This window comes from Rhodocyclus purpureus (assembly GCF_016653115.1).
Classification (GTDB): domain Bacteria; phylum Pseudomonadota; class Gammaproteobacteria; order Burkholderiales; family Rhodocyclaceae; genus Rhodocyclus; species Rhodocyclus purpureus.
Window position 1 is genome coordinate 98,938 of the sequence record NZ_NHRX01000012.1, and the last position, 6,332, is coordinate 105,269.

Genomic DNA, 6,332 nt, shown 5'->3' on the forward strand with positions numbered 1-6,332 from the left:
AATTGCTGCTGCTGCCGGTCTATGTCGTCCTCGGTTCCTACGCGCTCAAACGCGCGCGGACGCACTCGGCACGCACCGCCTTCTTCTTCGCCGCGCTGGCCTGCGTCCTGACCATGGTCTCGATCGCTCACACTCGCCAGCCTTGGGGATGGTTGTCGGGCATGGGCTCAGGTCTGTTGCATTGATCGTTACAGGGCGCGGGGTCAGGTCTCGAATTGTTGCATCGATCGTTGTGTCAAGAGGCGCGATGGTGCTCGCCGCGTCCTGCTTCCCTGGAGTTGGCTGATCAGCAGCCGGGCTCGGGCAGCACGGCGACCGCCTTCACTTCGAGAAAGTAACCGGGGGCGCCGCACAGCTGTGCGGCGCCGATCGCCGTCCAGGCCGGGTAGTTGCCGGTGAAGTAACGGTCGCGCACCTTCATGTAGAGCGGCAGATCGCGCATGTCGGTGTGGAAACTGGTCACATCGACGATGTCGGCAAAGCTCGCGCCTGCCGCGTCGAGTACGGTCTTCAGGTTTTCGAAGGTCTGGACGAACTGCGCTTCCTTGTCCTCGACCAGCTGCATCTGCGCATTGCGGCCGATCTGGCCGGAGATGTACAGCGTCCTGCCGACGCGGACGGCCGGCGCGTAGTGAATGTCCCTGTAGACGGCCTCCATCCCCGGCGGGATGATCGCTTGCCTGTCGCTCATAGTCGTGCTCCTCGGTGGGTCATTGTGTCAATTCCGGGGACGTCATACTTATTGACCTCCCGGAATTGGCCGATCTCAATCGTGGCCGGCCACCGGGCGCGGCCGATAGGGCGATTCGAGCAGGGCGACCTCTTCCGCGGTCAGCTGCAATTCGACGCCGGCAACGGCGTCGGCCAGGTGATGCGGCTTCGAAGCGCCGACGATGGGCGCCGTGATGCCGGGGCGCGATGCCGCCCAGGCAATCGCCACCTGCGCCATCGGTACGCCGCGCGCCTTGGCCACATGCTCGACGGCACCGACGATTGCAGTTTCCATCGCCGTCTGGTCGTACCACTGACGCGCCAGTTTGTCGGTCTCGGCCCGCCGGGTCTGCAGTTTCTGCGAGCCGGCGAGCAGGCCGCGGCCGAGCGGCGACCATGGCGTGACGGCGATCCTTTCGTGGCGGCAGAGCGGCAGCATCTCGCGCTCTTCCTCGCGGTAGATCAGGTTGTAGTGGTTTTGCATCGACACGAAGCGGGCCAGCCCGAGTTCGCGCTGACGGGCCAGCATGGCCATGAATTGCCATGCGTACATCGAGGAGGCGCCGATGTAGCGCGCCTTGCCGCTCCTGACGACGGTGTCGAAGGCTTCCAGCGTCTCGTCGATCGGCGTCGTCGGGTCGAAACGGTGGGCGATGTAGAGGTCGACGTAATCGGTACCCAGGCGCTTCAGGGAAGCGTCGATCGAAGCCAGGATGTGCTTGCGCGAGAGGCCGCGGTCGTTCGGCCGGTCGCTCATCGGGTAGAAGACCTTGGTGGCGAGCACCACCTCGTCACGCCGGGCGAAATCGCGCAGCGCGCGGCCCATGATCTCCTCGCCGACGCCACGTGAATACATGTCGGCGGTGTCGAAGAAGTTGATGCCCAGTTCCAGCGCCTGCTTGATGAAGGGCCGGCTGGCCACCTCGTCGAGCACCCAGGGCCGCCACTCGGGCGTGCCGTAGGTCATGCCGCCGAGGGCGACGCGCGACACGCGCAGTCCAGTGTTGCCGAATTGAACGTAATCCATGAGCGAGACCGTGACAAAAGATGTTGGGGGTGATGATCGTTTTCAACGATAAAGACTGCACGTCAGTCAGTGACGTCCCTTTTTCCATCAAGTTCCGCGTGGGGTCAGGTCTCGCATTGTTGCATTGATGACGGAGACTCGGTCGGCCATGCCTGGCCATTGCGGGTTGCGCAGGGGCAGTCGCGCCAATGACGATATACTCGATTGCTCGCGCATCGGTTATGCCTTCAAGGTGATTCCACCCGCCGGCCGGAGACCCTGTGCGTCCTCAAGCCCATTCGGGCAGCGCATGCCCGGCGGCCGGATCGCTGCCCCGAAGTCGCGTCCCCGAATTAGGCTGCCGTCAGTGCGCGTGCTCGAATCGGTGAATTCTCGCCAGCGTGCGGGGTCAGGTCTCGAATTGTTGCATTGGTTAGCGGACGCCGTGAATTTCGGGGGGGGCGTCATGCTTTGTGCAAACGAATTGAGTAGGGCGTCCCCGAATTGACGTCGTGAAGTCAGGCGCTTAGCGCGTCGATGACTGCTCGCGGGTTTCTATCGATGACGTTGAGCAGCACCAGCGCCGCGCCGTGCGGGTTACGGTCTCCGCGTTCCCAATGGCGCAAGGTGGCCGTCGAGAACCCAAAGCGTGAGGCGAACTGCTCTTGAGTCATGCCGATTTTGGCGCGCAGTGCCTTGACGTCGACCGGACGTGGGCGGTGGACACGCGTCTCCGGGGATGCCTCTTCGGCGTGCGCGATGGCCTCTTGCAAGCCGCGCTTGATACTGTCGAATGCGGTACTCATGTTCGTTTCCTTCTCCATGCCTGGACGAGCAGATCAACGAGGTCTGCCAGTTCGTTGCGCTCAGCCTTCGTCAGATTGGCGCGGTCGCCTTTGGCAAAAAGCGTCAGCAGATACAGAGGCATTTCCTCGTCGTGAAAATAGTAGATCACGCGTACGCCCCCGCTCTTGCCTTGGCCGCCTCGCCTCCAGCGCAACTTGCGCACGCCGCTGGTGCCTTCCATCAGATCGCCGGCCTTGGGGTGTTCGGCAAGATAGCGGATGACATCCTGCCGCTCGGCATCGCTCAGCAGTTTTTCTGCAGTGCGGATGTATTCAGGCACTTCAGCGACGGTCAGCATGGCTCGAAGTATAATCCAATGGGACGGTTCAGGCTTGGAGATATCTGAAAACACCAGCGCGGGGTCAGGTCTCGCATTGTTGCATCGGTCGCTGCGTCGAGCGGTGCCCGATGGCGTCCTGCGTCCGGGGCAGGTCTCGAATTGTGACAATACCGATTCCGCTAGCAAATTCATCTCGATGACGGCGTATTCGGCGAGTGAATGCAGACGACGATCCGAGGCTGCACGCTGATGGTCACCCGGAGTCAGCGCTATCTCCAGGGCCTGCTATGGTTCCCGACTGCCAAGAGCACAATTCAGCGATCTTGGCGGCCTCTGCGAGCGGCGCCCATCGCTATGGTGCGATCATGAGGTCGCTCGGTGTCCACTCGCTCGACGACCGCGCTCAGCATGGTCGGGTGATCGATGCAACGATGCGAGACCTGACCCCGCAAGCTTGCCCCGGACCATCACGACGTGGGGTTGAATGCAGGCGGCGCTCGATCTCAATCGTGGCCGGCCACCGGGCGCGGCCGATAGGGTGATTCGAGCTCGACACGAAGCGGGCGAGGCCGAGTTCGCGCTGACGAGCCAGCATGGCCATGAATTGCCAGGCGTATATCGAGGAGGCGCCGATGTAGCACGCCTTGCCGCTCCTGACGACGGTGTCGAAGGCTTCCAGCGTCTCGTCGATCGGCGTCGTCGGGTCAAAACGGTGAGCGATGGAGAGGTCGACGTAATCGGTACCGAGGCGCTTCAGAGAAGCGTCGATCGAAGCCAGGATGTGCTTGCGCGAGAGGCCGCGGTCGTTCGGCAGGTCGCTCATCGGGTAGAAGACCTTGGTGGCGAGTACCACCTCGTCACGCCTGGCGAAATCGCGCAGCGCGCGGCCCATGACCTCCTCGCCGACGCCAAGTGAATACATGTCGGCGGTGTCGAAGAAGTTGATGCCCAGTTCCAGCGCCTGCTTGATGAAGGGCCGGCTGGCCACCTCGTCGAGCACTCAGAGCCGCGACTCGGGCGTGCCGTAGGTCATGCCGCCGAGGGCGACGCGCGATACGCGCAGGCCCGTGTTGCCGAATTGAACGTAATCTATGAGCGAGAGCGTGACGAAAGATGTTGGGGGCTTGAGTCAGAGCAAGTATAAGGCCCCCAATCAGAGCTCGGGATAACAACACGGCACCGCTGAGGGTAGGTGAGGTCCTGCAAGGCTCACGGGAAATCCTGGCTCGCAGCGGCCAGAAGGCCTTCCCTGCATCGACTTTCCGAAACCAGCCGAGACAAGAATTCTTCCAAGGAGAGCTACTCGCCGATCAACTGCTCCTGGCTCGGCGTGACATCATGCTGATCCGGCGGGAGAAGGTGATGCCAGTATGGCCACGAACGGCGAGTGCTGGGGAGCCAGCAAGCTTGCCACTCATTACGTCATCGGAATTACGGCCTGTGGGTTCGCGACGACGCTTAAAGTCCGGGCAGGACGATGGCGCTGTCGCGTTCGAGCGCGTGACGGGCGGCGGCAAGCATCTCGGCAGTGAAGAAACGCAGCCGCGAAGGATCGAAGGGCAGCGCCGGCAGGTGCTTCAGCAGCAATTCGGTGACGAGCAGCGCTTGCGCACGGTCGCGTCCCTTCTTGATCGGCTCGCGGTCGCGGCGATCGGAGAGCCAAGCCTTGTGCAGCGCGAAGGCGCGCGGGTCGGGAACGCGCAGCAGCACCGGGCGCCCGTCGGCACAGATGACGATTGCTTCGAGTTTGGGTGCGTTCACGAGCCAGTGCAGGTTGGGTACTTCCACGGCGACCAAGTCTTCGTTGCCGAAGGTGACCGGCGTTGTTTCGCGGAGATCGCGCTCAGGGACAATGAGATCGACCATGAAGCCCTTGTCGTTGGCGGCCCTGAACGGCTCATCGGCAAGCGCCTGAAAACTGGAGTCGATACGCCTGAGCAGGCCGAGCAGTCCTCTTTCGTCAAGCTTGGCGGTGACGAGACGCAAGGGCCGGCGCGGGTCGAAGAGCAGGTCGACATCGCCCGACGCGAGCAGGTCCATGCGGCAATGCACACCGGCCATTCCTTCGTAGCCGTAGATGGCGTGTGTGCCGACGACGCAGAAGTCGCGATCGAGGCCTGCCGCGGCCAGACCGAGAACGATGTCGCCAACTATGTTGGGCAGACGCCCGAGCCGGGCGGCGCGGTTCAGGCGTGCCTGATCTTGGAGGCGCTTTACCAGCGAGCGCAGCCGTTCCTCCGCGCGGACCTTCCCTTCGCTGAATGATACGTATAGTGCTTCGGTCTGGGCGCTGCGCGGGCCGAGTGACTTGCCGTTGCCGCGCGCGTCGTGCAGTCGGACAAGGTATTGCCGTCCCTTGCTGCTCGTCCAGCGCATGCCGTAACGATAGCCGCGGGCGTGGCGCAATGCATCGATCCAGGCGCGGTAGATCTGCCCGGATTCGACCATGAAGAGTTGTTGCTGGTGGTCGAGGGCTTGCATGGCAGTTTTCCTGTTTCTTTATGTTTTTCAATTTAACAGGAAAACTCTTTTATAAACAAGATTCTTGTGCGTCGCTGTGGTGGCGTTAGCTGACTCGTCCTGTCGTTGGCCGAGCTTGTCTGAGGCTCGCCTGAACCTAAGCATCCCTTCTTTATTGCAGGCCCGTCATTCTCTGCGGAAAGTCGTCGACCCTCACGCAAGATGATCGCGCCGCAGTTGCCAGTCGGTCGCCAAAAACCGGAAACAGTGCATCAGACGCCCACTCAAGTCGTCCCCTTGGAAGCGCTCCAGAAGGCCGCAGGGGAATTCCCGCGGATCAATGGTCGGCATAAACCGCGCCTGCCCGAGAATCCACCGCGGTGTCTTGACGAAATCCTGTTGCCACCACCGGCGCCAGCGCTCCAAGCTGCGTTTGGGCACCATCAGTGCCTCGCACAGCGGCATCGCCGTAGCAGCCGTCAGGCGACCCGGCGTCGTTCGCCGGCGGCACGTCGCGCAGCAAAAGCTCAGCCGCGTCTCGCCGCCGATCTCTGCCACCCCCGCCGGTCAGCCCTTCGGCTGGCGCGGATACTGCGCGCTGTCCAACTTGCCGCCGCAATGAGGACAGCCTCGGGCACGCACTTTGTGCAGCCAACTCCTGGTCGACTTCGAGCAGCGCTCTGTGAAATCGAGCGTCCAATGTTGCATCCATCAACCTCGTCTCCGAAATGCCAGCCACTGGCGGCATCTGAAGTATCGGGTGGAATCAACCAGGAGAAGAAATGGCGATCACTACAGTGGTTCAACGCGGCTACCACGTCTATGTGTACGACGAAAAAAGCCGGCAGACGGCGATCATTCCGGTAGGTAACGGGCCGAATGAAGGGCTCATGGGCTATACGCATAGCGTTACACACAACTCGTTCAGCATGAACCGTGCGTGATGCCAGTCGCAAATCCTGCCCCCAGATTGAATCTTCCGGGCCACTTCTTGCATACTGATCGCCGACTTTGCGAAAGGATGGCGAT

General features: G+C 62.1%; 9 protein-coding genes. 2 read left to right on the forward strand and 7 right to left on the reverse strand.

Annotated features, from left to right (window positions below):
• Positions 1-185, forward strand: a 185-nt coding sequence (locus CCR84_RS02065) for a SirB2 family protein (protein WP_201209278.1), incomplete at its 5' end; no start/stop codon positions are given.
• A 101-nt stretch (positions 186-286) separates the two neighbouring features.
• Here CCR84_RS02065 and CCR84_RS02070 read toward each other — a convergent pair.
• From CCR84_RS02070 to CCR84_RS02100, 7 genes are all read right to left on the reverse strand, one after another.
• Complete coding sequence (locus tag CCR84_RS02070) at positions 287-691, reverse strand: RidA family protein (protein ID WP_201209279.1); 405 nt, start codon at positions 689-691, stop codon at positions 287-289.
• Positions 692-766: 75 nt separating this feature from the next.
• Positions 767-1,738 (reverse strand): aldo/keto reductase, encoded by a 972-nt coding sequence (locus tag CCR84_RS02075; RefSeq protein ID WP_201209280.1) that lies wholly within the window; start codon positions 1,736-1,738, stop codon positions 767-769.
• Between the two features lie 497 nt (positions 1,739-2,235).
• Positions 2,236-2,523: a helix-turn-helix domain-containing protein gene (locus CCR84_RS02080; protein ID WP_201209281.1), complete on the reverse strand. Its 288-nt coding sequence runs from the start codon at positions 2,521-2,523 to the stop codon at positions 2,236-2,238.
• Positions 2,520-2,861 (reverse strand): type II toxin-antitoxin system RelE/ParE family toxin, encoded by a 342-nt coding sequence (locus tag CCR84_RS02085; protein ID WP_201209282.1) that lies wholly within the window; start codon positions 2,859-2,861, stop codon positions 2,520-2,522. The genes CCR84_RS02080 and CCR84_RS02085 overlap by 4 nt, the downstream gene beginning before the upstream one ends.
• A gap of 385 nt (positions 2,862-3,246) precedes the next feature.
• Positions 3,247-3,843 (reverse strand): aldo/keto reductase, encoded by a 597-nt coding sequence (locus CCR84_RS02090; RefSeq protein ID WP_338052547.1) that lies wholly within the window; start codon positions 3,841-3,843, stop codon positions 3,247-3,249.
• Positions 3,844-4,301: 458 nt separating this feature from the next.
• On the reverse strand, positions 4,302-5,324 hold the full coding sequence (locus CCR84_RS02095) for a GSU2403 family nucleotidyltransferase fold protein (protein ID WP_201209283.1): 1,023 nt from the start codon (positions 5,322-5,324) through the stop codon (positions 4,302-4,304).
• 192 nt (positions 5,325-5,516) lie between these two features.
• Complete coding sequence (locus CCR84_RS02100; protein ID WP_201209284.1) at positions 5,517-5,861, reverse strand: hypothetical protein; 345 nt, start codon at positions 5,859-5,861, stop codon at positions 5,517-5,519.
• 224 nt (positions 5,862-6,085) lie between these two features.
• Here CCR84_RS02100 and CCR84_RS02105 point away from each other — a divergent pair, with 224 nt between their 5' ends.
• Positions 6,086-6,247: a hypothetical protein gene (locus tag CCR84_RS02105; protein WP_201209285.1), complete on the forward strand. Its 162-nt coding sequence runs from the start codon at positions 6,086-6,088 to the stop codon at positions 6,245-6,247.
• Positions 6,248-6,332 lie beyond the last annotated feature (85 nt).

Bases quoted from the DNA above. Each gene is read 5' to 3' on its own strand.
- CCR84_RS02070 (WP_201209279.1), bottom strand. From the start codon at position 691: ATGAGCGACAGGCAAGCGATCATCCCGCCGGGGATGGAGGCCGTCTAC.
- CCR84_RS02075 (WP_201209280.1), bottom strand. From the start codon at position 1,738: ATGGATTACGTTCAATTCGGCAACACTGGACTGCGCGTGTCGCGCGTC.
- CCR84_RS02080 (WP_201209281.1), bottom strand. From the start codon at position 2,523: ATGAGTACCGCATTCGACAGTATCAAGCGCGGCTTGCAAGAGGCCATC.
- CCR84_RS02085 (WP_201209282.1), bottom strand. From the start codon at position 2,861: ATGCTGACCGTCGCTGAAGTGCCTGAATACATCCGCACTGCAGAAAAA.
- CCR84_RS02095 (WP_201209283.1), bottom strand. From the start codon at position 5,324: ATGCAAGCCCTCGACCACCAGCAACAACTCTTCATGGTCGAATCCGGG.
- CCR84_RS02105 (WP_201209285.1), top strand. From the start codon at position 6,086: ATGGCGATCACTACAGTGGTTCAACGCGGCTACCACGTCTATGTGTAC.